The sequence below is a fragment of the Nocardia wallacei genome (assembly GCF_014466955.1).
GTDB lineage: Bacteria > Actinomycetota > Actinomycetes > Mycobacteriales > Mycobacteriaceae > Nocardia > Nocardia wallacei.
The window spans coordinates 4,742,345-4,768,097 of record NZ_AP023396.1; the positions used below are offsets into that span (position 1 = coordinate 4,742,345).

The following is a 25,753-nucleotide window of genomic DNA, read 5'->3' on the forward strand; positions in this document are numbered from 1 at the left end:
GGCGGCGTGAGCCTTCCGACACTGTCGCGGGCCCGGCCCGCCGTGCGCATCGGCCCGTTCTCCGCCGTGCTGCGGCTGTCGGTGCTGCTCACCGTGGCCGGGCTCGTAGCGGCGACGCTCGTGCTGTTCGCGCTCGATATCTCGGTGGGCGAGTTCGGGATTCCGCTGGGGCGGGTGCTGGATGTGCTCGCCGGCGGGGGGACGCGGGCGCAGCGTTTCGTCATCTTCGAATCGCGGCTGCCGCGCGCGGTGACCGCCGTCGTCGCGGGCGCGGCGCTCGGGCTGGCCGGGGCGATCACCCAGTCGATCCTGCACAACCCGCTCGCCAGCCCGGACCTGCTCGGCATCACCGCGGGCGCGAGTTTCGCCGCCGTCGCCGCGGTCGCGGGCACCGGAACGGCGACGGGCGTCGCGGCTACCGTCGGCGTCCCCCTGGCGGCGCTGGCCGGCGGACTGCTCACTGCCGCGGCGATCTACGTGCTGGCGTGGGGACGCTCGCGCGACGGCGCGGCCGGTGCGACGGGAATGCGGTTGGTGCTCATCGGAATCGGCGTCAACGCCCTGCTGCTGTCCGGGGTGAGCTGGCTGATGACCCGGGCCACGCTCACCGACGCCACCCGCGCCCAGCTGTGGCTCACCGGTTCGCTCAACGGCGCGGACTGGTCGCGTGCCGTCCCCGCCGCGATCGCGCTCACCGTGGTGCTGGTGGTCACCGCCGCCTCCGCGCGCACGCTCGCCGCGCTGCGCTTCGGCACCGAAACCACTCGGGCGCTGGGTGTTCGGCTGCAGGCGCAACAGGGATTGCTGCTGGGCGCGGCGGTCGTCGCGGCGTCACTGGCCACCGCCGCCGTCGGGCCGGTCGCGTTCGTCGGCCTGGCCGCGCCGCAGATCGCGCGGCGGCTGCTGCGGCTGCCGGGCGAGCCGGTGCTCGGATCGGCCCTCGTCGGGGCACTCGTCGTGGTCGGCGCGGATGTCGTCGCGCGTACCGTGGTTCCCGTCGATCTACCGGTCGGCATCATCACCGCCGCGCTCGGCGGACCGTTCCTGCTGTTGTTGCTCGTGCGCACGAACCGGAAGGCGACCATCTCATGACGGCCACCCCGCATCGCCTCACCGCCGACGACATCACCCTCGGATACGGCGGCCGCGTCATCGTCGACGGTCTGTCCCTCGAGATCGAGACCGGCGTGATCACCACCGTGATCGGCCCGAACGGCTGCGGCAAGTCCACGCTGCTGCGGGCGCTGGGCCGGCTGCTGCGCCCGCGCGCGGGCCGAGTCCTGCTGGACGGCAAGGCGATCGCCACGCTGAAGACCAGGGACGTGGCGCGGATCGTGGGCATGCTCCCGCAGACACCGGTCGCCCCGGAGGGCCTCACCGTCGCCGATCTCGTTGCGCGCGGCCGTCATCCGCACCAGTCGTGGCTGCGGCAGTGGTCGGCCGACGACGAGACCGAAGTGGCGACCGCGCTGGCGCAGACCGGCATCGCCGACCTCGCCGACCGCACCCTCGACGAATTGTCCGGCGGCCAGCGCCAGCGCGCCTGGATCTCGATGGCGCTCGCGCAGGGCACCGACATCCTGCTGCTGGACGAGCCGACCACCTACCTGGACCTGGCCCATTCGCTCGAGGTGCTGGACCTGGTCGACCGCCTGCACGCCGACCTCGGCCGCACGGTGGTGATGGTGCTGCACGACCTGAACCTCGCCATCCGCTACAGCGATCGGCTGATCGTGATGCGGGACGGCCGCATCGTCGCGCAGGGCGCGCCCGCCGACATCGTCGACGCCGCCCTGCTGCGCGAGGTGTTCGGTCTCGAGGCCAGCGTGCTCGACGATCCGGTCTCCGGACGCCCGATGATCGTGCCGATCGGAACCCGGCACGTGCGCGGCGCCGTGGGTGGTCCCGACCGGTACCCCGCACCCCTATGAAAAATCCCACACAGTTACCGACCGGTTACGACGAACTGTAGTACGCATTTGTGTCGTTGCCTCCGTAAACTTGTGGGATGGCAGGTCTTGGTGAACTCGAGAAAGCGGTCATGGACCAGTTGTGGTCGGCCGATGAACCGCAGACGGTCCGGCAGGTCCACGAGGCCCTCGCGGCGCGCCGCGAACTCGCGTACACCACGGTGATGACCGTGCTGCAGCGACTGGCGAAGAAGAATCTGGTCGTCCAGCAGCGCGACGACCGCGCCCATCGCTACGCCCCGGTGCATACGCGCGACGAATTGGTCGCGAGCCTGATGGTCGACGCGCTGCAGCAGGCCGACGAGGTCGGCAGCCGCCGCGCCGCGCTGGTGCACTTCGTCGAGCAGGTCGGAAAGGATGAGGCTGCCGCTCTACGGGACGCACTCGCTAAGCTCGAAGCAACCGAGGCCGCGCGCAACGCGTCCGACGACAAGGGAGTCGCCCCGCCGCAGTAGGTTGGTCACGCGGGAGCGCCGCGATCTCGGGCCCTGGCCCCACAACGCAGTGAGCTGAGCATGAACGCAACCGCGCCGGTCTTCGCCGGTCTCGCCTTGCTTCTGGCGGGACCGGTGCCGAGCTTGCTCAGCCGAGCCCGATGGCCGTACCGGACGCCGCGCGCGGCGCTCGTGCTGTGGCAGGCCGTCGCGCTGGCCGCCGTGCTCAGTGCCTTCGGGTCCGGGCTGGCCATCGCGAGCCTGCTGCTGGTGCCCGGGCCGGACGGACGGCCCACCACCTCCCCCACCGACGAGATCGACGCGCTCGGGCTGCCGCTGTGGCTGGCGTATGTGGTCGTCTTCGCGCTGACCCTGCTGGTCGGCGCCCGCCTGATCTACGCGGCGATCCGCGTCGGGGTGCACACGCGCCGCCGCCGCGCCCGGCACCGCATGCTGGTCGACCTGCTCGACCAGGGGCGCGAATACCGGCACAGCGAGCGCGGCGCCGCCGACATCCGGGTGCTCGCGGCCACCGAGCCGATCGCCTACTGCCTGCCGGGACTGCGCCGCCGCGTGGTGCTCAGCCAGGGCACCTTCACCAACCTGTCCGACGCCGAGCTGAAGGCGATCGTCAGTCACGAGCGTTCGCACCTGCGCGCCAGGCACGATCTGGTGCTCGAGGCGTTCACCGCCGCGCACGAGGCGTTCCCGCGCGTCGTGCGCAGCAAGTCGGCACTGGATTCGGTGAAGTTGCTCATCGAACTGCTCGCCGACGATTCCGCGGTCAAGGTCACCGGGCCGACACCGCTGGCGCGGGCGCTGGTGGCCTGCTCGAATTCGACTGCGCCGCAAGGGGCGATGGCCGTCGGCGGCCCCACCACGCTGATCCGGATCCAGCGGCTGGCCGGGCCGCTCGGCGATATCCGGATCGCGGTGGCGGCCTACCTGGTGGCCGCGGCCATCCTGGTGGTACCGACGCTGGCCGTGGCGATTCCGTGGCTGGTCGAGCTGAGCCGATTGTTCAGTGGAGGGTGATCGTGACCGAGCGCAAACCCGCGGGAATGACCCACGAATCGTGGGTGGACAAGCAGATTCGCGAGGCCACCGAGCGCGGCGAGTTCGAGAATCTGCCCGGGGCGGGCAAGCCGATTCCGGGGGCCGGGCAGCCGGTGGGCGAGGATTCCTGGCTACGGGACTACCTGCGCCGCGAGGGAGTCACGGGCGAGGGCGTGCTACCGCCCTCCCTGCTGCTGCGGCGTGACCTCGAGCGGCTCCCGGAACGACTGCGCCACTTGCGATTCGAACGCGACGTCCGCGAACTGGCCGCCGAACTCAACGCCCGCATCGTCGACTGGCAGCGCCTGCCCACCGGCCCGCACGTGACCGTCGCACCCGTCGACATCGACGAGGTGGTCGAGCAGTGGCGCACCGACCGCACGCCGACGGCCGCCACCTCGCCCGAACCCGCCGAACCCACGCCTGCGCGACCCCGTCGCCGGTGGTTCCGCCGCCGCTGAGCGGACGCACGCCTCGCCCCGGGCCCGCGAGCGACACAGCGTCACCACCCGGTCGTCACTCTCCCGCACACTGCCACCGCATGCATCACGACCCGGGCGGCTCACGCCCGCATGCCCGGCCGCTACGTCCCGGCAACGCGCAAGCGTATCCGCCGCTCCTCCGATACTGGGCCGTGACCAGGCCCGGACCGCCGGGACCGGCTTTCCCGCACACTGCGGGCACTCCTCTACAATGGCAACAGTGCAATTTCTTCCGGGCCACACGCCGCCGTATGACCTGACCTACGACGACCTCTTCCTCGTCCCGAATCGGACGGATGTAGCGTCCCGCTTCGATGTCGATCTATCGACCGGCGACGGCACCGGCACCACGATCCCCATCGTGGTGGCCAATATGACCGCGGTCGCGGGCAAACGCATGGCCGAGACGGTCGCCCGCCGCGGCGGCATCACGGTCCTGCCGCAGGACCTGCCGATCAGCGCGGCCGCCAAGACCATCTCCTACGTCAAGAGCCGTTCGCTGACCGCCGAGACACCGGTCACGCTCGGCCCGGACCATTCGGTGTCCGAGGCACTCGCCTTGGTACACAAGCGCTCTCATCGCGCCGTGGTCGTGATCGACGAGGGCAGCAAGCCGGTCGGCGTGGTCGCCGAGGCGGCCTGCGCCGACGTGGACCGGTTCGCGCGCCTGCACACCGTCGCCGACACCGACTTCCTCACCGCCCCGGCCGACACCTCGCCGCGCGAGATCTTCGAACTGCTCGAGGCCGAGCACTCGGACCTGGTCGTGCTCGTCCACCCCGACGGCACCTTGGCGGGCGTGCTGACCCGCACCGGCGCGGTCCGCACCGGCATCTACAGCCCCGCCGTCGACGCGAACGGCAAGCTGCGCGTCGCGGCCGCCGTCGGGATCAACGGCGATGTCCCGGCCAAGGCCAAGGCGCTCGTCGACGCCGGGGCCGACCTGCTCGTCATCGATACCGCGCACGGCCACCAGGTGAAGATGCTCGAGGCGCTGCGCGCGGTGGCCGATCTGAAACTCGGCGTCCCGCTGGCGGCGGGCAACGTCGTCTCCGCCGAGGGCACCCGCGATCTGGCCGCCGCGGGCGCCGACATCATCAAGGTCGGGGTCGGCCCGGGCGCGATGTGCACGACCCGGATGATGACCGGCGTGGGGCGGCCGCAGTTCTCCGCGGTCGCCGAATGCGCGGCCGCCGCCCGCGAGCTCGGCGTGCACATCTGGGCCGACGGCGGCGTGCGGCACCCGCGCGACGTGGCGCTCGCGCTGGCCGCGGGCGCGTCCAACGTGATGATCGGCTCCTGGTTCGCCGGTACCTACGAATCCCCCGGCGACCTGCGCATGGACCCCGCCGGGAACGCGTACAAGGAGAGTTTCGGCATGGCGTCCAAGCGCGCCGTCGCCGCCCGCACCGCCTCCGACAGCGGCTTCGACCGCGCCCGCAAGGCGCTGTTCGAGGAGGGCATCTCCTCCTCGCGGATGCGCCTGGATCCCGAGCGCCCCGGCGTCGAGGACCTCATCGACCACATCTGCTCGGGTGTGCGCAGCGCCTGCACCTACGCCGGCGCCCGCACGCTGGGTGAGCTGCACGACAAGGCCGTCCTCGGTGTGCAGTCGGCGGCCGGATTCGCCGAGGGCCGCCCGCTGCCCAGCGGCTGGTGACCACTCTCCGGCGCCGCGCGCATTCCGGCTTTCCGGTGTGCCGCGGCCCCGGAGTGGCGGACCCGACCCGGTAGCATGACAGCAAGTACACAGCTCCGTTTGCCGAAAGGACCCAGTTGTCACCCGCGTCCGAGGGCGCCATACAGGAGGGCTCCTCTACCGAGCCGGGTGACCAACCCGGCGCCCCCGTAACCACCGTTCCTCCCCCGCCGGGGCGGTGCTGACCATGTCGGTCGTACTCACTGTGCTCAGCCTGGTGGGCTTCATCGCGCTCACCCTCGGCACCGCGCTGTTCGTCGCCGCCGAATTCTCCCTCACCGCGCTCGAGCGCAGCACCGTCGAGGCCCACGCCCGCGACGGCGACCGGCGGGCCCGCCAGGTCCGGCACGCCCATCGCACGCTGTCGTTCCAGCTGTCCGGCGCCCAGCTCGGCATCACTATCACCACCCTGGTCACCGGCTACATCGCCGAACCGGTGCTGGCCCGCCTGCTCGAGCCGCTGTTCACCGCCGCTGGACTGGGAACCGGTGCGGCACAGGGCATTTCGCTGGCTCTGGCGCTGGTGCTGGCCACCTCGTTGTCGATGACCTACGGCGAGCTGGTGCCCAAGAACATGGCCATCGCCAATCCGCTGGGCGCCGCCCGGCTCACCGCCGGTCCCATGATCGCCTTCTCCGCGGTGTTCCAGTGGCTGATCAAGCTCCTCAACGGCACCGCCAACTGGGTGCTGCGCCGGTTCGGCATCGAACCCGCCGAGGAGCTGCGCTCGGCGCGCTCCCCGCAGGAACTCGGCTCGCTGGTGCGCACCTCGGCGCAGCGCGGGGCATTGGATCTGCGCACGGCCCTGGTCGTGGACCGGTCCCTGGCATTCGGTGACCGCAGCGCCGAGGAGCTCATGACGCCACGGGTCAAGATCGAAACCCTCGACCAGGACGACACCATCGCCGACCTGATCACCGCCGCGAGCCGCACCGGATTCTCGCGGTTCCCCGTGATCGATGGCGATCTGGACAACACGCTCGGCGTCGTGCACATCAAACAGGCGTTCCTGCACCCGGTCCGGGAGCGGCGCACCATCCGGCTGCGCTCGATCGCCCACCCGGTGCCGATAGTCCCGGCCAGCCTGGACGGTGACGCCGTGCTGGAACGCGTCCGCGCCGACGGCATGCAGGTGGCGCTGGTGGTCGACGAGTACGGCGGTACCGCCGGCATGGTCACCACCGAGGACATCATCGAGGAAATCCTCGGCGACGTCCGCGACGAGCACGACGAGGAGGAACTCGACGTGCGCCGCACCGCCGCGGGCTGGAACTGCTCGGGCCTGCTGCGGGTCGACGAGCTGGCCCGCGCCACCGGCTACGAGGCGCCCGAGGGCGAGTACGAAACCCTCGGCGGCCTGGTTCTCACCGAACTCGGCCGCATACCCGACGCCGGTGACGAGGTGCTGCTGCCCAGTCCCGCCGCGCACCAGACCCAGCCGCACACCAACGGCGGCTGGCTGGCCCAGGTGGAACGCATGGACGGCCGCCGCATCGACCGGGTGCTGCTGCGCCCGATCGACGGCGACACCCTCGCACAGTGGGAGCTGCTCCATGGGTGACCTGTACGGGGTGCTGCTGACCGTGGTGCTGCTGGGCGGCAACGCGTTCTTCGTGGGCGCGGAGTTCGCGCTCATCACCGCGCGCCGCGATCGCCTGGAAACCCTGTCCGCACAAGGCAAACGCAGCGCCGACACGGTCATCCGGGCCGGTGAGCACCTGTCGATGATGCTGGCCTCGGCGCAGCTGGGCGTCACCATCTGCTCGCTGCTGCTGGGGCGGGCCGGGGAACCGGCCATCGCGCATCTGCTGGAGCGGCCGTTCCATCTGGTCGGCGTGCCCGACCAGCTGCTGCACCCGATCGCGTTCGCGCTGGCACTGGCCCTGGTGGTGGTGCTGCACATGCTGCTGGGCGAGATGATCCCGAAGAACATCGCCCTCGCCGGGCCGGAACGTGTTGCGCTGCTGCTGGTTCCGATGCTGCTGTGGTTCCTGCGACTGGCCCGCCCGCTGATCACGCTGTACAACGTCGCGGCCAATCTGACGCTGCGGGCGCTGCGCATCGAGCCGAAGGACGAACTGGACGCCACCGTGTCGTCGGTGGAACTGGCCGAGATGATCGGCGAGTCCCGCTCGGAGGGGCTGCTCGAGGAGGGCGAGCACCGCCGCCTCACCCAGGCTCTGGGCACCACCGACCGCATCGTCGCCGACGTCATGGTGCCGCTGGAGAAGACCCGCTGCGTGCCGTTGCGCGGGGACGGGACGACGCTGGGCGATATCGAGTCCGCGGTGGCCGAGACCGGCTTCTCGCGCTACCCGGTGCGCGCCTCGGAGGGCTCATTGGTCGGGTATCTGCACGTGAAGGACGTGCTGGACAAGGTGGCCGACGAGGCGGCCGGTCCGTCGACGCCGATCCCGCGCATCGACATCCGGCCGCTGCCCACGCTCAGCATGGGCACCGCGCTGCACGAGGCGCTGGCCCGCCTGCGCCGCACCAACAGCCATCTCGGCCGGGTGGTCGACAGCCGCGGCAACACCGTGGGCATCGTCGCGCTCGAGGACCTGGTCGAGGAGTTCGTGGGCACGGTGCGCGACGCCACCCACCGGATCGCGGAGTGAGCGCGCCGTGACGACGGCGGCGCGGGAGCTGCGGGTGCTGCCCGAGGGCGAGTGGCGGGCGCGCGCGGCCGCCCACCGCGCGCGGGTCGAGGAACTGATCGGGCCGTATCTACGGCAGCGCGCCGCCGGGTCGAAACATCCGGTGATCGACTTCCTGTTCACCTACTACGGCCACAAGCCCGCGCAGCTGCGGCGCTGGCATCCGGGGTTCGGCGTGGCGCTGGAGAACGCGCACGAGTACGCGAATTCCCGCGGGTACCGGCACGTTCGGCCGGACGCGGGCGGCGCACCGGCGTGGACCGCCGATCCCGCCTTCGTGGCGCGCCGTCGCGACACCATCGAGTTCGTCGCGAAGCTGTTGCGCGCCACCGGTTCCCGCGCCCCGCAACTGTCCTGCTTCGGACTGCACGAATGGGCCATGGTCTATCGCAGCGACGACGTCCGGCACAGCCAGGTTCCACTGCGCCTCGGCCGCACCGGCACCGACGCGGTGGTGGAGTCGATGCCGTTGCGCTGCACCCATTTCGACGCGTACCGGTTCTTCACCCCCGACGCGGCGCCGCGCAACGCCGACCGGCTCACCCGCGACGACCAGCCCCGGCGCGAACAGCCCGGCTGCCTGCACGCGAACATGGATCTCTACAAGTGGGGCTTCAAGCTGATTCCGCTCATAGATTCCGCGCTGCTGCTGGACTGCCTCGAACTCGCCTGTGCCGCACGTGAACTCGACATGCGTGCCAGCCCTTACGACCTGTCGGCGTACGACTACACCCCCGTCCCCATCGAAACGCCTGCCGGACGGGCCGAGTACGTCCGCGGCCAACTGCAGCTCACCGAGCAGGCCGCGCCGCTGCGTGAACGTCTCCTGTCCGCAGCGGAAGACCTGCTGCGACAAGCGCACCACTGAGACCTCCGCCCACCGGGCGGGCGCCGCGCGCCGGTGCGGCGCCCCGTGCGCGCGGTTGACTTCAGGTCGGGATGAAGTCGCAGACTGGCGGCCATGTCCACATTGCTCAACATGCTCGACGCTTTCGACAACCGGCCCGAGGCCCGCAACCTGCGGGAACGCAGCTATCAAGGCTTGGGCGACACCGTGGTCGACGTCGGATGCGGCGGCGGCCGCGCCGTCGGCGAACTGGCGGCCCGCGGCGCGCGCGCCATCGGCCTCGACCTCGACCCCGCCATGCTCGAGGCCGCCGCCGCGCGCTGGCCCGCGGGCGAATTCCGCGTCGCCGACGCCACCGCGCTGCCTCTCGACGACGGCTCGGTCACCGGCTACCGCGCCGACAAGGTCCTGCACACCCTCGCCGAGCCCGAGCGAGCCGTCGCCGAGGCCCGCCGGGTCCTGGCGAAGAACGGCCGCGCGGTGCTGCTCGGCCAGGACTGGGACACCTGCGTCATCGACTCCGACGACCCCGAGCTCACCCGAGCCCTGATCCACGCGCGCGCGGACCGGATGCCCAGCCCGCGGGTCGCTCGGCGCTACCGGAACCTGCTGCTGGACAACGGTTTCACCGACGTCACGGTCGAGGTGCACACGGTCGTCTGGACCGATGCGTCGTTCCTGCCGATGCTCGCCGACATCGGGGGCGAGGGCGCATGGCTCGACGCCCAAGCCGACCGGGCCCGCCGCGACCGGCTGTTCGTCGCCGTGCCGTTCTTCCTCGCCGCCGGGACGCGCGCGGACTGACCTGCGAAAACGTCGTTCTCCCCAGTGCTTTCGCCGAAAACCATCCGTACCAGACAGTAACGCGTTACCGTTTCGACGTTGGCGTAACCAGCGGTACGGAGTACCGCGCCCCGTCTCGGCGAGATGTGGGACGGCGTGGAAGGCGGGGACGCGATGCGGCGCTTGCTGGGAATTCGGCGATCCAGGCCGGTGGTGGTGCTCGCGGCCGCGTTGCTCGCCGCCACCGCCCTGCCGCTGGGCGGCGCCTCGGCGGATCTGCAATCCGAGATCACCGACCAGGTGCGGCAGTTCCTCGACATCGGACGCACGGCGGTCGGGCGCGCCGACTGCGGACCGGGTTCCCGGCCGGAAACCGGTCTGCAGGGCGACGTTCCGGCCGCCGACCGCAACAACGGACGCAGCACGCAGGGATACAGCTGCAACATGTCGCTGGTCGGCGGCTTCGCCGGGCGCGGCGGCGGCATCACCTCCACCACCTTCGACCACTGCTCGTACACCGGTTCGTTCTTCCCCGGCAACCTGCTCGGCCCCGCCCAGGGCGTGCAGGTGCTCGATGTGGCCGACCCGGCCCATCCCACTCTCACGGCGACCCTGACCGAACCGGCCATGCTGGCCGGAACCTGGGAGAGCCTGAAGGTCAACAAACAGCGAAAACTGTTGGTGGGCACGGGAGTTCCGGTCGGCGAGGGGGTGGGCTATCTGTCGGTGTACGACATCTCCGACTGCGCCCACCCGCGACTGCTCAATCCCGGCCCGGGCTCCAATCTCGCCATGCCGCTGCCGATCACGACGCACGAGGGCGGCTTCTCCCCCGACGGCCGCACCTACTGGTCCTCGGGCATCGCGCCCGGCTTCGTCAGCGCGGTCGACCTCACCGACCCCGCGAATCCGCATGTCGTGTGGCAGGGCCTGACCGGGATCGAGGCGCACGGATTCGGCGTCAGCGCCGACGGCAACCGCCTGTACCTGTCGGCGCTCGGCGGATTCACCGTGCTCGACATCAGCGCGGTGCAGCGGCGCGACCCGAATCCCCAAGTGGCGCACCTGGGCCGGGTGTTCTGGACCGACGGCTGGGCCACCCAGCACAGCATTCCCGTCACCTACGACGGCAAGCCGTACCTGTTCACCGCCGACGAGGGCGGATCCGGCGGTGTGAAGGTGATCGACATCTCCGACGACACCCGCCCGGAGGTGGTCAACAAGATCAAGCTGGAGATCAACCTGCCCGAACACCAGGACAGCCAGCTCGCCTCGGCCATGGGCGGTTCGGTCTTCGCCTACGACCCGCACTACTGCGCGGCCGACCGCCCGAACGACCCGACCGCGCTCGCCTGCGGCTGGGAATCCTCGGGCATCCGGGTGTTCGACGTGCGCGACCCGTTCCACGTGCGTGAGATCGCGTACTTCAACCCGCCCGCCCGCACCGGCCGGAATCTGGAGCTGTGGAACTCGCCGCACGCGCTGGCCTCGCTGATCGGGCCGCCCGCGATGGAGGGCCTCTCGGCGGCCCGCGCGATGCTGGAGGGCAAATTCGATCCCGTGCAGGCGCTGTCGGCGCGCACCGGCATGCTCGCCTTCGGCGACGTCTCCACCGACTGGTGTTTCGCCCCGCCGGAATGGCACGGCAACCAGCTGTGGACCACCTGCAACGACAACGGTTTCCTGGTCGTGCAGCTCGACGACGACGTATATTCGCCACCGGCGGACCAGCAGTCGATCGTGGGCTCGTGATGCGACGCTGGCCGCGCGCCGTCGCCTTCGCCTGCGGTGCGGTGTTCCTGCTGGTGCTCGGCGCCGCGCTGCGGCCGCTCCTCCTGCCCGAAAACCATGCTCCCGCACAGGTGTTGAACGATACGGAGATCGGCTTCGCCCAGGACATGACGGCCCATCACCAGCAGGCCGTACAGATCGTGCAGCGACTGGACGCGGGCGTCGATCCGGCGGTGGCGCGGCTGGCGCGGCAGATCGACCACACCCAGCAGGTGGAGATCGGCACCATGCTCGGCTGGCTGCGCCTGGCCAACGCCTCACCGATGCCCCGGCACCCGATGGCCTGGCTGCCGCACGACGCCGATACGACCGCGGCGCACCATCATTCACCCCCGTCCGCGCCCGCCGACGCGGCGATGCCCGGACTGGCGTCCCAGGCCGAACTCGACGCCCTCTCCGCCGCCCGCGGCCGCGACGCCGAAGTCCTGTTCCTCCAGTTGATGTACCGCCACCATCAGGGCGGCATCGCGATGGCGCAGGCGGCCGACCGCGTGATCGCGTCCGGCCCCGTCAAGGAGGCCACGCGCGGCATGATCGTCGCCCAGAGTCAGGAATGCGGCCTGATGGGCCTGCTGCTCACCCAGCGCAACGCCCAGCCACTGCCCTAGCCGACGGGATCGACAACGTCTCTCGAGGCCGGACAACAGTTTCGGCGTCCACGGATGTTGTCCGGCCACGACAGCCGTCGCGAGGCCCGGTCCCGTTCCGCACGGAACGGGACCGGCGAGTCCAGGAGGCGCTGTGCGCCTCGATGGCCTCGGTGGGTTTACAGGGGCGGAAAGCCGGCGGAGCCGGTGGCGACCCAGTTCCAGAAGGCGTACGCGTGTGCGATGAGCACATTGGCGACGTCGATAGCGGTACTGCCCATTATCGCGATTCCTCACATCAGGTGACTTGCACTTGCGCCGCCCAGGGTAGTGGAACCGCCCACCGGGCAGCGGGGGTGACGCGAATACGCCGGCCCCCGCGCCGCCCGGAGGAGAGAACCGGACGGTCTCAGAGGTTGCCGACGGTGTGTTCCAGCTTGCGGGCCACCAGGTCACGGGCCTGCTCGCGCAGCGCGGGGCGGTAGCCACTGGGGTACACGGGATCGGCGGGGGCGTACTGGCCGAGGACCTGCTTGGCGAGGGTGATCTTGTGTACCTCGGTCGGGCCGTCGGCGATCGCCATGACCTCGGCGTAGTTCATCATGTCGACGAAGGGCAGATCCTCGCTGACGCCGAGGGCGCCGTGCAGGTGCAGGGCGCGGCGCGCGACGTCGTGCATCACCTTGGGCATGGCCACCTTGATGGCGGCGATGTCCTTGCGGACCGCGCGGTAGTCCTGCTCCTTGTCGATGCGCCACGCCGTGCGCAGCACCAGCAGGCGGAACTGCTCCATCTCGATCCAGCTGTCGGCGATGCGCTCCTGGGTCATCTGCTTGCCTCCGAGCACGCCCTTGCCCATCGGCCGCGACACCGCGCGCTCGCACATCATGTCGAATGCCTTGCGCACCATGGCGACCGTGCGCATGGCGTGGTGCACCCGCCCGCCGCCGAGCCGGGTCTGGGCCACCACGAACCCGAGGCCCTCGGCGCCGAGCAGATGATCGGCGGGCACCCGCACGTCGGTGAACCGCAGATGCCCCTCGTGCTTGCTGAAGCCGTGCACCTCGAAGTTCTTCACGATCTCCAGGCCCGGGGTGCCACCGGGCACGATGAACATCGACAGCCGCTGATGCGGCGGCGCCTCCGGATCGGTCACCACCATGACGATGTGGAACGCGGCGTGCTCGGCGGCGGTGTTGAACCACTTCTCGCCGTTGATGACCCAGTGGTCGCCGTCGCGCACCGCGCGGGCCCGGAACGAGGTCGGGTCGGAGCCACCTGTGGGCTCGGTCATCACGTAGCAGGAACCGATCTCACCGTCGAGCAGCGGCTGCAGGTAGCGTTCCTTCTGCTCGGGGGTGCCGAAGTGGGCGAGGATCTCGGCGTTGCCCGAATCCGGCGCCTGGCAACCGAATACGAGCGGTGCCCACATCGATGTGCCCAGCACCTCGTTCAGCAGCGCCAGTTTGAGCTGTCCGTAGCCGGGGCCGCCGAGTTCGGGGCCGAGGTGGCAGGCCCACAGCCCGCGTTCCTTCACCTGCTCCTGCAGCGGCCGCAGCAGCGCCCGGACCTGCGGGTCGGCGCGGTCGTACGGGTTGAGGTCGGGCAGCAGGTCCAGCGGTTCCACCTCGGTGCGGACGAACTCCGCGACCCAGTCGAGCTGCTCCTGATATTCCGGATCGGTCTCGAAATCCCAAGCCATGATCAGCCTTTCGTGCGTGTGATTCCCTCGAGGACGGTGGCGGCGAGGATGTCGGCGATCTGCTCCGGCGAATGCCCGCCGTGCGGGCGGTACCAGAACGTCACCATGTTCAACATCCCCAGCACGCTGTTGGTGACGACATGATCGGCGGTGCGCAGCACCCCCGCCGCGTGCCCGGCGTCGATCACCCGCTGCCAGCACTGCTGCACCCGATCGCGCAGCAGCTGCAGATCGTCGGCGCGCTCACCGCTCAGCGCGGACACGTCGCGCAGCTGGATGGCGACCTCGCGGCGGTGGGCGACGATGAGCCGGACGTGACTGTGGATCAGCAGGCGCAGCTTGGTGACCGGCTCGTCGGGCCCGTCGGCGATGGCGCGGGCCTCGATGAGCATCAGCTCGATGTAATCGCGCAGGATCTGGAACAGCAGCTCCTCCTTGGAGCCGATGTGATAGTAGAGCGCGCCGCGCTGCACATCGGCGCGGTCGCCGATCTCCGCGACGCCCGTGCCGTGAAAGCCCTTCTCCGCGAACAACTCGACGGCCGCGGCCACGATGCGGGCGCGCGTCTGGGCCGCCGCCGTCGCGGGTGGGCGGCCGCGCCTGCGCACCACGGCGACCTTGCCCGCCGACGACCGGTCCACCGCAGACATCGTCCGCCCTTCGCCCAGAAATGTTCCGCTCAGTACATTAAATGTACCGGCGGATACGATCAAGGCTCGAGCATGGTGGGCTGCGGCCGCGTGATTACCGCCGAGTAACATGACAGTCGTACTTTTTCCATCCGGCTATCTCGAAATGAGGCAGTAGATGACAGAGCGGATTCAGGTCGGCGGGCTTCAGGTTGCGAGTGTTCTCCACGACTTCGTCGAGAATCAGGCGCTCCCCGGCACCGGCGTAGATTCCGCCGCGTTCTGGGCCGGTGCCGAGGGCGTCATCAACGAGCTGGCCCCGCGCAACCGCGCCCTGCTGGCCGAGCGCGACGAGATCCAGGGCAAGCTCGACGCCTGGCATGCCGAGAACCCGGGCGCCGGTTACGACAAGGCCGCCTACAAGCAGTTCCTCACCGAGATCGGCTACCTGCGTCCCGAGCCCGCCGACTTCACGATCGGCACGCAGAACGTCGACGACGAGATCGCCACCACGGCGGGCCCGCAGCTCGTGGTGCCGGTGATGAACGCGCGTTTCGCGATCAACGCCGCCAACGCCCGCTGGGGTTCGCTCTACGACGCCCTCTACGGCACCGACGCCATCTCCGAGGCCAACGGCGCGGAGAAGGGCACGAGCTACAACAAGGTCCGCGGTGACAAGGTCATCGAGTGGGCCCGCAACTTCCTCGACGACGCCGTGCCGCTGATCACCGGCTCGCACGTGGGCTCGAAGGCCTACAAGATCGTCGACGGCGAACTCGAGGTCACCCTCGAGGACGGCACCGACATCGGCCTGGCAGACGCCTCGGCGCTGGTCGGCTACCTCGGCGAGCCCGACGCCCCGACGTCGGTGCTGCTGCGCCACAACGGCCTGCACATCGAGATCCAGATCGATCCGGAGTCCCCGATCGGCAAGACCGACGACGCGGGCGTCAAGGACGTGGTGCTGGAGTCCGCGGTCACCACGATCATGGACTTCGAGGACTCGGTGGCCGCCGTGGACGCCGAGGACAAGGTGCTCGGCTACCGCAACTGGCTCGGCCTGATGAAGGGCGACCTGGCCGAAGAGGTCAGCAAGGGCGGCAAGACCTTCACCCGCACCATGAACCCCGACCGGGTGTACAAGGCGCTCGACGGGTCCGACCTGGTGCTGCACGGCCGCTCGCTGCTGTTCGTCCGCAACGTCGGCCACCTGATGACCAGCGACGCGATTCTGGACTCCGAGGGCAACGAGGTGCCCGAGGGCATCCTCGACGGCCTGTTCACCTCGCTCATCGCGATGCACAGCCTGCGCGGCGAGGCCCGGGTGTCGAACTCCCGCACCGGTTCGGTGTACATCGTGAAGCCGAAGATGCACGGCCCGGACGAGGTGGCCTTCACCAACGAGCTGTTCGGCCGCGTCGAGGACGTGCTGGGCCTGCCCCGCAACACCCTCAAGGTCGGCATCATGGACGAGGAGCGCCGCACCACGGTCAACCTGAAGGCCTGCATCGACGCCGCCCGCGACCGCGTGGTGTTCATCAACACCGGCTTCCTGGACCGCACCGGCGACGAGATCCACACCTCCATGGAGGCCGGGCCGATGGTCCGCAAGGCCGACATGAAGAAGCAGCAGTGGATCGCCTCCTACGAGGACTGGAACGTCGACACCGGCCTGGCCGCCGGCCTGCAGCACAAGGCCCAGATCGGCAAGGGCATGTGGGCCATGCCCGACCTGATGCGCGACATGCTCGAGCAGAAGATCGGCCACCCGCGCGCCGGCGCCACCACCGCCTGGGTGCCCTCGCCGACCGCCGCCACCCTGCACGCCACCCACTATCACCTGGTGGACGTGTTCAAGCGGCAGGACGAGATCGCCCGCGGCGGCGTCCGCGCCACCGTCGACCAGATCCTGGAGATCCCGCTCGCGGCCGAGCCGAACTGGTCGGACGAGGAGATCCGCAACGAGCTGGACAACAACTCGCAGTCCATCCTCGGCTACGTGGTGCGCTGGATCGATCAGGGCGTCGGCTGCTCCAAGGTGCCCGACATCAACGATGTGGCGCTCATGGAAGACCGTGCGACCCTGCGCATTTCGAGCCAGCTGATGGCGAACTGGCTGCGCCACGGCATCGTGACGACCGAGCAGGTCGTGGCGAGCCTGGAGCGGATGGCGCCGGTGGTCGACCGGCAGAACGCCGGTGACCCGGGCTACCGGCCGATGGCGCCGGACTTCAACGGCAGCGTCGCCTTCCAGGCCGCCAAGGAGCTGATCCTGGAGGGCACCCGCCAGCCCAACGGCTACACCGAGCCGATCCTGCACCGCCGCCGCCGCGAGGCCAAGGCCCTGGCCGCCAAGAGCTGATTCCCAGTGGCGATCCCCTGGCGGGCCTCGGCCTGCCAGGGGATTTCGCGTCTCGCCCGCGTTGCGGCGGTCAGCACTCGTTCGGCGCCGGTTCGCCGCGCAATCGCGCGTCGAGCCAGGCGATCAGCAGCGGCCAGCCGGTATCACCCGCCAGGAAATGCTCACCGGGCACACTGCGGTAGATGCCGGCAACGCCCATAGCGCACTGCTGCCGGAACAGCTGTTCGGCCCCGGCCGCCGGGATCCAGATGTCGTGCGCGCCGTTGTAGACCAGCAGGGGCACAGCGGATTTCAGGTCGGCCATATCGGTCGCGCGGAACACCCGCTCGGCCACCGGGCCGTGCAGCGGATCGGGGGTGTTCGCCGCGATGTCGATCGGTGCCAGCAGCGCGCCGGGCACGGCGATCAGGTTCATGCAGGTGTTCTTCAACGGCGAGATGGTCACCTGCTGCGCCAGGTTGTTCATGGACGTGAGAATCTCCGGATGCTCGCGCCCGATACCGAACACGGCAGCCATGAACACGCCCGAGGCCAGGTTGGCGTTCATGGTGCGGGCGAGCATGCGGAAGTCGGCGGGCACCCCGCCCACCGCCGCCCCCGTGATCGAACCCGCGAGATCCGGCGCGTAGGAGTCGATCAGCGCGGCGGCGGCCCGGGTCGCGATCGCGCCGCCGGAGTATCCGGCCATCACATAGCGGCTGTCGCCGAGTTCGGCGGGCAGTAGCGCCCGCGCGGCGCGCACCGAGTCCAGCACCGCGTGCCCGGCCACGAACGGCTCGGCATAGGCCATATGCGGGCCCTCGTGGTCGGGGATCAGCACCGCGTACCCGCGCAGCAGCGCCAGCTGGCTCAGCGGCGGGAAGAAGTCGGCGGAGTTGGTGGTGTCGGAATAGCCGTGTGCCAGGGTGTATCCGGGTGTGCACCGGCGGCCCAGCCCGTCGACCGCGAGATTGTTCACCAGCACCGGGCGGGCTCCCGGGCCGGACCACGGCGCGGCGGGGAGCACCACGGAAGCGGTGGCGAAGGACGGTTCGCCGCGGGAATCGCTGGTGCGATATTTCAGCTGGAGCACCTGGCGCGGCGGCGACGCGAGCGGCAGCGTCAGCAAGGACGCCGCCGCCGCGGTGATGTCCCTGACCTCGATGACGTCGCCGGGGGTCAAGGCCGCCAGGTGCGCGGGCCACACGTCGAACAGCGGATCGCCGACATCGTCGGGCAGCACCGCCGACCGGAGCGCCGCGGCCGTGACCGCGGGGGACACGGGGGTCGCGGCCTCGGTGGATTCGATCGCCGGGGTCGGTGTCGCCGGAATCTCCGGGCGCGGCACGACCGTGTCGATCCACTGTTGCAGGTCGGGTATCGACAGGCTCGGCGGTAGCGAGATCGCCCCGGGGACAGGCGGATTCGGATCGGGCGGGTCGGCCCGCGCGACCAGCGCCGGCGCACCGGCGAGCAATGACACCGCGACCAAGACACGCCAAGCCCACATGGGCACACCCCACGATCGACAAGTAGAACCACCGGACCGACGGCCGAGTCGTGCGCCAACCCCGAGACACCCACTGCGGCTTAGAATTCCGTAGTGTAATTGCACAATTGCGTCGGGCGTCGCATTGTTACCCATCACTGGGGAGAATATTTGAATTCGACACTTCGGAATACTTCGATATGACAGTGTGTTGGCCCGAGGTGTGAACATCCTGATCGTCTACGCGCACCCGAAACCGGACTCCCTCACCGGAGCCCTGAAGGACGTTGCGGTGCAACAGCTCCGGTCCGATGGGCACGACGTCACCGTCAGCGACCTCTACGCCATGGGCTGGAAAGCGCACGCCGACACCGACGATTTCGGCGAGGTCGAGCAGACCAACTTCATGCTCGCCTCGGGCGAGGCGTACGAGGCCGGGACCCTCGGTGCCGACATCCGGGCCGAGCAGGCCAAACTGCTGTGGGCCGACGCCGTGCTGCTGCACTTCCCGCTGTGGTGGTTCTCGATGCCCGCCATCCTCAAAGGCTGGGTGGACCGGGTATTCACCTGCGGTTTCGCCTACGGCGCCGGCGGGACGGCCATCCCCCGCTACGGCGCGGGCGTACTCAGCGGCACCCGCGCCATGCTGGTCGTCTCGATCGGCGGCCGCGAACCCTCCTACTCCGACCGCGGCATCAACGGCCGCCTCGACGACCTGCTCTACCCCATCCACCACGGCATCCTGTACTACCCCGGCATGGACGTCCTTCCGCCGTTCGCGGTCTACGGCGCCCTCCGGGTGGACGACCGACGCTTCGAGGAAGTAGCCGACGACCTCCGCGAACGCCTCTCTCGACTGGAAAAACTCCCCCCGATCCCCTACCGCCCCCAATCCGGCGGCGACTACGACCGCACCCTCCGCCTGGAACCCGGCCGAGAATCCCCCGGCACCACCGGCTTCGACCTGCACCTCACCGGCTGAGCCGACCTCGGCCGAGCGCACATTTCAGTTCGCGACGGTGATGTGGGCGCGCAGCGATGCGGTGTCGTCGATCAGCGACAGCAGACACGTCGCGAGATCGTCGCGGGAGATGCGGATGCCGAAGGTGACGTTGCGCTCGGCCGCCGTGCGGTAGCCGCCCCGGCCGGGCTTGTCGGTCAGCTGCGGCGCGCGCACGATGGTCCAGTCCAGATCCGTCTCGCGGACCACGGCTTCGGCGCACGCCATGTCGTCGAGGCTGTGCCGCAGCAGCGGCCGCAGCACGAGCGGTTTCACCACGAAACGGGTGAACGGCTCGTCGCCGGGCCCGGGTGTCCCGGCGCTGTTGCTGACGATCACAAACCGCCGCGTGCCCGCCGCCCGCATGGCCGCGGTGATCGATCGCGCCGCGTCGGCCGCCACCGTCGTGGGTCCCTGCTCCCGCGCGCCGATCGTGTCGAGCACCGCGTCTGCCCCGGTGACGGCCTTCTCGATCGCCGCCGGATCCATCACGTCGGCGGTCACCACGTGCAGATTCCGATGGGCAGGCAGGGCGTGCTCACCGCGCACGACGGCCGTCACCTCGTGCCCGGCCGCCAGTGCCTGCCGCACCACCCGTCCGCCGGTACCGCCGGTGGCCCCGAAAACCGTCAATCGCATAACACCCTCCGTAGGTGAGTAAGTATTTACTCACCTAGAGTGAGTGAGTATTCGCTCACTGTCAAACGGGAGGCCGGGATGGGCACGCGGGATCGCATCCTCGATGCGGCGACCGACATCATGCGGCGCAGCGGTGTCACGCGCGCCACCACGAAGCAGATCGCGAAGGCGGCCGGCTACTCCGAGGCGACGCTGTACAAGCATTTCGCCGACAAGGAGGAGCTCATCGTCTCCGTCCTGCGCGAGCGCATGCCGGACCCGTCGGGCCTGCGCCCCGATCCCGGCCGGGCGAGCGTGCAGGACAATCTGACCGGCATCGCCCGCGCCGTGACCGCCTTCTACCAGCAGGCACTGCCCCTGTTCGGCGGCCTGCTGGCCGAGCACACCCGCATCGCGGGCCACCGCGAGGCCATGTCCCGCCGCGGCGCCGGCCCCGGTCACGCGATCACCCGCATCGCCGAATACCTTCGTACCGAACAGGATTCAGGCCGGGTCAGTCCCGACGCCGACGTGGAAACCGCGGCCGTCCTACTCGACGGCGCCTGCTTCCACCAAGCCTTCCTGGAGTACTACGCCCACGGCCCAGAGGCCGGATCGGTCCCCGACGACACCGTCGAACGAATCGCCCGCACCCTGGTCCGAGCACTCTGAACCGACCCCGGGCCGTACGGACCGACACGACTGTCGGGTACAAGGTAGAGATGGCGATCATGGGCAGGTTCGGTGCGGCGGCGGTGGCGGTCGTCGCGGCCGCGGGGTTGGTGTGCGGATGTGGCTCGACGGAATCGGCGCGCCCGGCCGCTTCCCCGAGCGGGACACCGGCGGCGGCTCCGGCCGACGCCACCTTCGCGGCGCTGGAGGATCGGCACACCGCGCGCCTGGGTGTGTACGCGGTCGACCTCGCGAGCGGGCGGGAGGTGGGGTACCGGCGCGACGAGCGGTTCGGCATGGCATCCACGTTCAAGGGCCTGGCCTGTGCTGCGCTACTGCGCGAACATCCGCTCGCCTCAGGCTATTTCGATCAGGTGGTGCACTACTCCGCCGCCGAACTCGTCGAGTACTCACCGGTCACCGAGACCCGACTCGACACCGGCATGACGGTCGCCGAACTGTGCCACGCGGCGATCACGGTCAGCGACAACACCGCCGGTAACCAGATCCTGAAACTTCTCGGCGGCCCGCCCGCCCTGACGGCGTTCCTCCGCTCGATCGGCGATCCCATCACCCGCTCCGACCGCTGGGAGCCCGACCTGAACGACGTCTCCCCCGGTGACGAACGCGACACCACGACCCCCGCCGCACTCGCCGCCGACTACCGAAACCTGGTGCTGGGCACCGCGCTCGCCGACCCCGAACGCGCCCGGCTGAAGGAATGGCTCCTCGCCAACACCACCGGCGACGCCCGCATCCGCGCCGGCGTCCCCACCGGCTGGACCGTCGCCGACAAGACCGGCGGCGGCAGCAACGGCGGTGCCAACGACGTAGCGATCACCTGGACCCCCGAGGGCACCCCTCTCGTGATCGCCCTGCTCTCCCACCAACGCACCCCGGAAGCCAAGGCAGACAACGACCTACTCGCCGAAGCGACCAAGGAAGTGGTCGCCCTCCTCCGATAATCTCTCGGTGTCCGTTGTGCGGATACGGCCGCCGCAAAGAGCGCAGGCATATGGCGAAGGCGGCGCAGGCACTGATGCGGTCCCGCGCCGCCTGACCAGAGCATATGCCCCGTACTGTCGTTATCGGTAAGTGCAGTACTTGATGTGCTCGCCCCTGTTCGTGACGACGACCACCCCGTCCAGGGGAATGCACCCCGGCGCTGCCTTCGTTACAGAACGTGCGGCCCGATGGCGCGGAAGTGTTACCCGATCGAGTCCCGCCGCGCACCTCCCGAGACAGGCATCACGAGACCACCTCGCTGTAACGAAACATGTTGCACCCGAGCGCTTGTCGTGACCGAGAGCCTTCCCGGCGCGGGTGGTCCGGCGGTGCCGAACTCCGTAACGACGCCGACCCGCCGCGACGACTCGTTGTCCCCGGTGAAATGCCGGAACCGACCTTGGGGGAAGCCTCATGACCCAGCCCGAACGACAACTCCACCCGGTTCGCTCCGACGCGGCATCGGCGCACGTCCGAGACCTCACTGTGCGCGCCACCCGCTCGGGATACCGCCTCGTGCGCGCACCGCGCTCGCCCTATGAATGGCGGTTGCTCGATGTCACCGACGGCGCGGTCCGCCACGCCGTCCCCCGGCTCGATGACATCGAGCACTGGCTGAACGCCTGAGGGGTCGACCGCCGGTCACCGCGGGGAAAATGACCCGACAGCGGCCGTAACGCTGTGTCAACATGAGGACGATGACCAAGCGGCCCCACCGGGGTCGCGACGAACACCAGGAAGGAGGAGGTGGCCGATGCATCCGGAGGATATCCAGGCGATGAACCGCTTTGCCCCGCAGCGGCTTTCGAGCGAACCCGGCCGCCTCCCGAGCCAGGCCTGAGCCTGCCCTCCCCGATTCGTAGTCCGACTCCCGCCGAAACCTGGTGACGCTCATGCCGTTCCGCCCTGCCGCCGACGCGGCTCTCACATCCGACAACTGGATACACGCCGGGGTGCTGGTACTCAACGCCTCCTACGAGGCGCTCACCGACATCAGCGCCGAGCGGGCGGTGGTACTGCTCGTCACGGGCACGGCCGAGACCGTCGCCGACCGCGAGCCGTACTTCCCCATCCGGTCCCGGCATCTGGAAATCGCGCTGCCGCAGACGATTCGGCTGCTGCGCTACGTCTACCTGGAGCATCGGCTGCTGGTACACGACGACAGCCGGGCCACCCTCGCCGGCGTGCTGCGGCGCGACGACCACCGCTGCGGTTACTGCGCCGGCTGGGCCCGCACCGTCGACCACATCCGGCCGCGCAGCCGGGGCGGGCCGAACACGTGGAGCAACCTGATCGCCGCGTGCGGCCCGTGCAACACGCGCAAGGCCGACCGCACGCCGGAAGAGGCCGGCATGCGGCTGCTGTGGGAGCCCCGGGCGCCCCACGAGCTGGCCAAACGACAACGGCGGATCTGGAAGGACCTGTCCGCCACCGCTCGAGGACCCGAGAAAGGAGGGGATCCGATATGACGAACGCAGTGCAGGAATTCACCTTGGTGGATCTGCTCCCGCTCTCGGATTCGCAGAGCTGGGCGGAGGCCGCCTGCACGGGTGACCCGAATCACGACGCGTGGTTTCCCTACCCGTCGCAGGACTTCGCCTACGCGCGAAGCGTCTGCGCCGGCTGCCCGATCCGCCGGCAGTGCGCCGAGTTCGCCGCCGACACCGGCCAGTCCGGCGTGTGGGGCGGCCACGAGTACGACCGCGGACGCATGATCCGCGAGTAACTCACCGCCGACACGCGGCGGCCGGGGCGCACGCCGCGGCCGCCGCGCTGTCGTGCCTGCTCCCGGTACATTCCGGCGGCCGTAGCCCGATCCCCTGCTTCGCCCTCGGTTCGGGGCGGGCACTTTCCGGCGCGACAGGACGAGCCATGCCGGTCCGTTTGCGGCGCGAATGCCCAGACCCGTCCGCCCGACGAGCACCTATGGGGCGCGGCGGCAAACTTCGCGTGAACATACACTGGTGCACCGTGGGTACACATCGCAGCGCCAGCGGATCGCGGGGCGTGAGTAAGGGTCTCGTTGTGTCGGTGGTGGCGGCGCTGCTCGTGGTGGCCGCGGTGGGCGGATGGTTCTGGCTGCGCGGGCACTCCGCCTCCTCCGATCGCAGCGCCGCCGGCGAGTGCGTCGAGGGCCGGACCACGCTGGCCGTCACCGTCGATCCCGACATCGCCGCGCCGGTGCGGGCGGCGGCCGACCGCTACAACGCCACCAAGCCCAACGTGCGCGATCACTGTGCCGCCGTCGCCGTCGCCGCGCAGCCGTCCGCGGCGGTGGCCGCCGCCCTGGGCAGCGGGCAGTGGGACGCGAAACTGGGGCCGCAACCGGCGCTCTGGATTCCCGACTCGTCGCGGTCGATCGAGCAGATCAGGGTGCCCGGGCTGATCGAGGGCGCCCCGGCCTCGGTGGCGTCGAGTTCCATCGTGCTCGCCGTGCCGGACAAGCTGCGGCAGGCGCTGGAACAGGCCAAGATCGGCTGGTCGGATCTGCCTCGCCTGCAACAGGGTTCACTGGGGGAGATCGGGCTGAACGGCTGGGGCGGGTTGCGCATGGCGATGCCCGGCGGCGACGCCACCCTCGCCGCGGCCCTCGCGGTCGGATCGAACGTGTCGGGCGCCGACCCGCTCGACGACGAGGGCGCCCGGTCCGGACAGGTCGTCTCGGCGATCTCGGTGCTGGCCGCCGACGCGCCCCGATCCGACGACGCCACGGGCGCGCTCGCCAGTCTCGTCGGCGCGCCCGGAGACGCCGCGGATACCATTCACGCCACTGCAGTTACCGAGCAGCAACTGAAGAATTCCGGTGGCGCAACGGCATTCCGGCCCGACGGCGCGAAGACCCCGGTGGCCGATTTCCCCGCCGCGCTGCTGACCGGCCCCTGGGTGGACAAGACCCAGAACCTGCTCGCCGGCATGTTCACCGACTATCTACGCGCGCCCGAACAGCAGAAGTCGTTCGCGGACAACGGTTTCGACGCCGCCCTGCCCACGGCCACCCCCGTCCCGCCCAAGTCGACGCTGGACCAGGTGAAATCCGTGCTCGCCAATCCGGTTCTCGGCGTGCAGTCGACCGTACTGCTGGACACCTCGGCAGCCATGGCCGCCACCGACGGCTCGCTCACCCGCCTCGCGAACACCCTGGGCGCGCTGCAGTCGACGATGGACACCATGCCGCCGGATTTCGGCCTCGGCGTCTGGACCTACGCCGGGGACGAGGGCGACGGCAACCCGTACGAGGTGGTCTCCGAGACCGCCCCGCTGACCCAGCAGCACCGCGTGGAACTGGCCAAGTCGCTCGGCAACGTCACCGCCACCACCAGCCGCACCGACCGCACCTACCCGACCCTCGAGGCCGCCTACCGCACAGCGGTCTCCGGTCACGCCTCCGGCCGCACCAACAGCATCCTGCTCATCACGGGCGGCCCCAACGACGACTCGACCATCACCGGTGACAAGCTGATCTCCGACATCACCGCCGCGACCGACCCCGCCCACCCGGTCCGCATCGACGTCATCGTCGTCGGCGGTCAGGGCACTTCCACCCTGCAGACCCTGGCGCAGCAGACCGGCGGCACCTACACCCGCCTGGCCGCTTCGAACGACCTGACCTTCGGCACCGCCGTCATGAAGGCTCTCACCACGCCCTGACCTGTCGGTGGCTCGTGCCATGCTCTCGGGGTGGGGAGGAGCAGAGCATGGCACGTACCGCCGTGTGTGTACATCATGGCCAGCCATCCGCGCGGGGTGCTCTACATCGGTGCCACGAGCAATCTCGTGGGCCGGGTGTGGCAGCACCGCAACGAGGTGGTGGACGGCTTCACCAAGCGAAACCGCATCCACACCTTGGTCTGGTATCAGCCCGCCGAGACCTTGGCCGCCGTCTACCTGCACGAGCACACGCTGAAAACCTGGCGCCGCGAACGCAAGATCCGCCTGATAGAGACCACCAACCCGGACTGGGCGGACCTCTATCCGACCCTGCTGTAGCCCG

At 70.0% G+C, this 25,753-nt stretch carries 25 protein-coding genes; 21 read left to right on the plus strand and 4 right to left on the minus strand.

Annotated elements, in window-relative coordinates; all coding sequences use genetic code 11:
• Positions 1-6 precede the first annotated feature (6 nt).
• The 12 genes from NWFMUON74_RS20780 to NWFMUON74_RS20835 all read left to right on the plus strand — a co-directional run bounded on the left by NWFMUON74_RS20780 (position 7) and on the right by NWFMUON74_RS20835 (position 12,327).
• A complete protein-coding gene (locus NWFMUON74_RS20780) occupies positions 7-1,092 on the plus strand; it encodes a FecCD family ABC transporter permease (protein ID WP_187683510.1) in 1,086 nt (361 codons plus the stop codon).
• Complete coding sequence (locus NWFMUON74_RS20785; RefSeq protein ID WP_187683511.1) at positions 1,089-1,931, plus strand: ABC transporter ATP-binding protein; 843 nt, start codon at positions 1,089-1,091, stop codon at positions 1,929-1,931. Before NWFMUON74_RS20780 ends, NWFMUON74_RS20785 begins: the two co-directional genes overlap by 4 nt.
• Positions 1,932-2,008: 77 nt before the next feature.
• Positions 2,009-2,425, plus strand: coding sequence for a BlaI/MecI/CopY family transcriptional regulator (locus tag NWFMUON74_RS20790; protein WP_187683512.1), 417 nt, complete (start codon positions 2,009-2,011; stop codon positions 2,423-2,425).
• A gap of 60 nt (positions 2,426-2,485) precedes the next feature.
• Positions 2,486-3,439, plus strand: coding sequence for a M56 family metallopeptidase (locus tag NWFMUON74_RS20795; protein ID WP_187683513.1), 954 nt, complete (start codon positions 2,486-2,488; stop codon positions 3,437-3,439).
• A gap of 2 nt (positions 3,440-3,441) precedes the next feature.
• Entirely contained in the window at positions 3,442-3,921 is a 480-nt protein-coding gene (locus tag NWFMUON74_RS20800) for a DnaJ family domain-containing protein (RefSeq protein WP_187683514.1), read from the plus strand.
• Positions 3,922-4,162: 241 nt separating this feature from the next.
• A complete protein-coding gene (locus NWFMUON74_RS20805) occupies positions 4,163-5,602 on the plus strand; it encodes a GuaB1 family IMP dehydrogenase-related protein (RefSeq protein ID WP_187683515.1) in 1,440 nt (479 codons plus the stop codon).
• Between the two features lie 226 nt (positions 5,603-5,828).
• Entirely contained in the window at positions 5,829-7,202 is a 1,374-nt protein-coding gene (locus tag NWFMUON74_RS20810; RefSeq protein WP_187683516.1) for a hemolysin family protein, read from the plus strand.
• Entirely contained in the window at positions 7,195-8,259 is a 1,065-nt protein-coding gene (locus tag NWFMUON74_RS20815) for a hemolysin family protein (RefSeq protein WP_187683517.1), read from the plus strand. The genes NWFMUON74_RS20810 and NWFMUON74_RS20815 overlap by 8 nt, the downstream gene beginning before the upstream one ends.
• A 28-nt stretch (positions 8,260-8,287) precedes the next feature.
• Positions 8,288-9,166, plus strand: coding sequence for a 3-methyladenine DNA glycosylase (locus NWFMUON74_RS20820; protein WP_187689307.1), 879 nt, complete (start codon positions 8,288-8,290; stop codon positions 9,164-9,166).
• 93 nt (positions 9,167-9,259) lie between these two features.
• A complete protein-coding gene (locus NWFMUON74_RS20825) occupies positions 9,260-9,949 on the plus strand; it encodes a methyltransferase domain-containing protein (RefSeq protein WP_187683518.1) in 690 nt (229 codons plus the stop codon).
• Positions 9,950-10,102: 153 nt separating this feature from the next.
• A complete protein-coding gene (locus NWFMUON74_RS20830; protein WP_187683519.1) occupies positions 10,103-11,680 on the plus strand; it encodes an LVIVD repeat-containing protein in 1,578 nt (525 codons plus the stop codon).
• Positions 11,680-12,327, plus strand: coding sequence for a DUF305 domain-containing protein (locus NWFMUON74_RS20835; protein WP_187689308.1), 648 nt, complete (start codon positions 11,680-11,682; stop codon positions 12,325-12,327). Before NWFMUON74_RS20830 ends, NWFMUON74_RS20835 begins: the two co-directional genes overlap by 1 nt.
• Before the next feature lie 388 nt (positions 12,328-12,715).
• On the opposite strand, the gene NWFMUON74_RS20840 is transcribed toward NWFMUON74_RS20835, so the two are convergent.
• Complete coding sequence (locus NWFMUON74_RS20840) at positions 12,716-14,008, minus strand: acyl-CoA dehydrogenase family protein (protein ID WP_187683520.1); 1,293 nt, start codon at positions 14,006-14,008, stop codon at positions 12,716-12,718.
• Positions 14,009-14,010: 2 nt separating this feature from the next.
• A complete protein-coding gene (locus NWFMUON74_RS20845) occupies positions 14,011-14,658 on the minus strand; it encodes a TetR/AcrR family transcriptional regulator (RefSeq protein WP_187683521.1) in 648 nt (215 codons plus the stop codon).
• Between the two features lie 157 nt (positions 14,659-14,815).
• Here NWFMUON74_RS20845 and NWFMUON74_RS20850 point away from each other — a divergent pair, with 157 nt between their 5' ends.
• Positions 14,816-16,999 carry a malate synthase G gene (locus NWFMUON74_RS20850; protein WP_187683522.1) on the plus strand — a complete coding sequence of 728 codons (2,184 nt, stop codon included), beginning with the start codon at positions 14,816-14,818 and terminating at the stop codon, positions 16,997-16,999.
• 70 nt (positions 17,000-17,069) lie between these two features.
• Here the strand turns inward: NWFMUON74_RS20850 and NWFMUON74_RS20855 are convergent, their stop codons facing one another.
• Positions 17,070-18,488: a lipase family protein gene (locus tag NWFMUON74_RS20855; RefSeq protein ID WP_187683523.1), complete on the minus strand. Its 1,419-nt coding sequence runs from the start codon at positions 18,486-18,488 to the stop codon at positions 17,070-17,072.
• Between the two features lie 190 nt (positions 18,489-18,678).
• Here NWFMUON74_RS20855 and NWFMUON74_RS20860 point away from each other — a divergent pair, with 190 nt between their 5' ends.
• Positions 18,679-19,449, plus strand: a complete 771-nt coding sequence (locus NWFMUON74_RS20860; protein WP_342213534.1) for an NAD(P)H-dependent oxidoreductase — start codon at positions 18,679-18,681, stop codon at positions 19,447-19,449.
• Between the two features lie 24 nt (positions 19,450-19,473).
• Here NWFMUON74_RS20860 and NWFMUON74_RS20865 read toward each other — a convergent pair whose 3' ends face one another.
• A complete protein-coding gene (locus tag NWFMUON74_RS20865) occupies positions 19,474-20,106 on the minus strand; it encodes an NAD(P)-dependent oxidoreductase (RefSeq protein ID WP_187683524.1) in 633 nt (210 codons plus the stop codon).
• A gap of 39 nt (positions 20,107-20,145) precedes the next feature.
• On the opposite strand from NWFMUON74_RS20865, the gene NWFMUON74_RS20870 reads away from it, so the two are divergent.
• The 7 genes from NWFMUON74_RS20870 to NWFMUON74_RS20900 all read left to right on the plus strand — a co-directional run bounded on the left by NWFMUON74_RS20870 (position 20,146) and on the right by NWFMUON74_RS20900 (position 25,749).
• Positions 20,146-20,757: a TetR/AcrR family transcriptional regulator gene (locus NWFMUON74_RS20870; protein ID WP_197986887.1), complete on the plus strand. Its 612-nt coding sequence runs from the start codon at positions 20,146-20,148 to the stop codon at positions 20,755-20,757.
• 50 nt (positions 20,758-20,807) lie between these two features.
• Positions 20,808-21,722, plus strand: a complete 915-nt coding sequence (gene bla, locus NWFMUON74_RS20875; RefSeq protein ID WP_187683525.1) for a class A beta-lactamase — start codon at positions 20,808-20,810, stop codon at positions 21,720-21,722.
• A 454-nt stretch (positions 21,723-22,176) separates the two neighbouring features.
• Positions 22,177-22,389, plus strand: coding sequence for a hypothetical protein (locus tag NWFMUON74_RS20880; protein ID WP_187683526.1), 213 nt, complete (start codon positions 22,177-22,179; stop codon positions 22,387-22,389).
• A gap of 266 nt (positions 22,390-22,655) precedes the next feature.
• Positions 22,656-23,231: an HNH endonuclease gene (locus NWFMUON74_RS20885; RefSeq protein ID WP_187683527.1), complete on the plus strand. Its 576-nt coding sequence runs from the start codon at positions 22,656-22,658 to the stop codon at positions 23,229-23,231.
• Positions 23,228-23,488: a WhiB family transcriptional regulator gene (locus tag NWFMUON74_RS20890; RefSeq protein ID WP_187683528.1), complete on the plus strand. Its 261-nt coding sequence runs from the start codon at positions 23,228-23,230 to the stop codon at positions 23,486-23,488. The genes NWFMUON74_RS20885 and NWFMUON74_RS20890 overlap by 4 nt, the downstream gene beginning before the upstream one ends.
• 281 nt (positions 23,489-23,769) lie before the next feature.
• Positions 23,770-25,410 carry a substrate-binding domain-containing protein gene (locus tag NWFMUON74_RS20895; RefSeq protein ID WP_232110484.1) on the plus strand — a complete coding sequence of 547 codons (1,641 nt, stop codon included), beginning with the start codon at positions 23,770-23,772 and terminating at the stop codon, positions 25,408-25,410.
• 66 nt (positions 25,411-25,476) lie between these two features.
• Positions 25,477-25,749, plus strand: a complete 273-nt coding sequence (locus tag NWFMUON74_RS20900) for a GIY-YIG nuclease family protein (RefSeq protein WP_425343091.1) — start codon at positions 25,477-25,479, stop codon at positions 25,747-25,749.
• Positions 25,750-25,753 lie beyond the last annotated feature (4 nt).

What these genes read in the sequence shown, in the direction of transcription:
- NWFMUON74_RS20785 (WP_187683511.1), top strand. Translation starts at nt 1,089, where the DNA reads ATGACGGCCACCCCGCATCGCCTCACCGCCGACGACATCACCCTCGGA.
- NWFMUON74_RS20790 (WP_187683512.1), top strand. Translation starts at nt 2,009, where the DNA reads ATGGCAGGTCTTGGTGAACTCGAGAAAGCGGTCATGGACCAGTTGTGG.
- NWFMUON74_RS20795 (WP_187683513.1), top strand. Translation starts at nt 2,486, where the DNA reads ATGAACGCAACCGCGCCGGTCTTCGCCGGTCTCGCCTTGCTTCTGGCG.
- NWFMUON74_RS20810 (WP_187683516.1), top strand. Translation starts at nt 5,829, where the DNA reads ATGTCGGTCGTACTCACTGTGCTCAGCCTGGTGGGCTTCATCGCGCTC.
- NWFMUON74_RS20815 (WP_187683517.1), top strand. Translation starts at nt 7,195, where the DNA reads ATGGGTGACCTGTACGGGGTGCTGCTGACCGTGGTGCTGCTGGGCGGC.
- NWFMUON74_RS20825 (WP_187683518.1), top strand. Translation starts at nt 9,260, where the DNA reads ATGTCCACATTGCTCAACATGCTCGACGCTTTCGACAACCGGCCCGAG.
- NWFMUON74_RS20830 (WP_187683519.1), top strand. Translation starts at nt 10,103, where the DNA reads ATGCGGCGCTTGCTGGGAATTCGGCGATCCAGGCCGGTGGTGGTGCTC.
- NWFMUON74_RS20835 (WP_187689308.1), top strand. Translation starts at nt 11,680, where the DNA reads ATGCGACGCTGGCCGCGCGCCGTCGCCTTCGCCTGCGGTGCGGTGTTC.
- NWFMUON74_RS20840 (WP_187683520.1), bottom strand. Translation starts at nt 14,008, where the DNA reads ATGGCTTGGGATTTCGAGACCGATCCGGAATATCAGGAGCAGCTCGAC.
- NWFMUON74_RS20845 (WP_187683521.1), bottom strand. Translation starts at nt 14,658, where the DNA reads ATGTCTGCGGTGGACCGGTCGTCGGCGGGCAAGGTCGCCGTGGTGCGC.
- NWFMUON74_RS20850 (WP_187683522.1), top strand. Translation starts at nt 14,816, where the DNA reads ATGACAGAGCGGATTCAGGTCGGCGGGCTTCAGGTTGCGAGTGTTCTC.
- NWFMUON74_RS20855 (WP_187683523.1), bottom strand. Translation starts at nt 18,488, where the DNA reads ATGTGGGCTTGGCGTGTCTTGGTCGCGGTGTCATTGCTCGCCGGTGCG.
- NWFMUON74_RS20865 (WP_187683524.1), bottom strand. Translation starts at nt 20,106, where the DNA reads ATGCGATTGACGGTTTTCGGGGCCACCGGCGGTACCGGCGGACGGGTG.
- bla (WP_187683525.1), top strand. Translation starts at nt 20,808, where the DNA reads ATGGCGATCATGGGCAGGTTCGGTGCGGCGGCGGTGGCGGTCGTCGCG.
- NWFMUON74_RS20880 (WP_187683526.1), top strand. Translation starts at nt 22,177, where the DNA reads ATGACCCAGCCCGAACGACAACTCCACCCGGTTCGCTCCGACGCGGCA.
- NWFMUON74_RS20885 (WP_187683527.1), top strand. Translation starts at nt 22,656, where the DNA reads ATGCCGTTCCGCCCTGCCGCCGACGCGGCTCTCACATCCGACAACTGG.
- NWFMUON74_RS20890 (WP_187683528.1), top strand. Translation starts at nt 23,228, where the DNA reads ATGACGAACGCAGTGCAGGAATTCACCTTGGTGGATCTGCTCCCGCTC.